Source organism: Rhizobium sp. 18055, from assembly GCF_902706285.1.
Taxonomy (GTDB): Bacteria; Pseudomonadota; Alphaproteobacteria; order Rhizobiales; family Rhizobiaceae; genus Rhizobium.
Genome location: NZ_CACSKD010000182.1, coordinates 1 through 491, shown reverse-complemented (window position 1 = coordinate 491; position 491 = coordinate 1). Strand labels below are relative to the sequence as shown.

Annotated in this window: 1 protein-coding gene; it reads left to right on the top strand. The window is 61.3% G+C overall.

Going from position 1 to position 491, the window contains the following annotated elements; all coding sequences use genetic code 11:
* A partial coding sequence (locus GVL52_RS31875) for an SbmA/BacA-like family transporter (protein WP_280179130.1) occupies positions 1–491 on the top strand: 491 nt, incomplete at both ends.

Genomic DNA, 491 nt, shown 5'->3' with positions numbered 1-491 from the left:
CCTACTACGCGATCGAGCGGGACAATCGCCTGGACAACGCGGACCAGCGCATCTCGCAGGACATCCCCCGGTTCATCGAACTCACGCTTTTTCTTTTTCTCAATCCGATCCACGTGGTGGTCTCGGCCATCTCGTTCAGCGTCGTTCTCTGGAACCTGTCCGGCACGCTGCAGTTCACGTTATGGGGCATCGGCTTCTCGATCCCCGGGTACATGGTCTATCTGGTGTATGCGTATTCGGCCGGCGCGCTGCTGGTGTCGCACCTCACCGGGCGCCCCCTGATCCATCTCTTCAACCTCCGCCAGACCGTCGAGGCCAATTTCCGCTACCGCGGCATGCAGTTGCGGGAAAACGCCGAGCAGATCGCCTTCTACGACGGCGGCGCGCGCGAGCACAAGCGCCTGGACGAATCGTTCGAAGAGGTGCGCGCCAACTGGCGGGACATCATCGTGCGCAATGCCAAACTGATCCTGGCGCGCGAAACCTATACC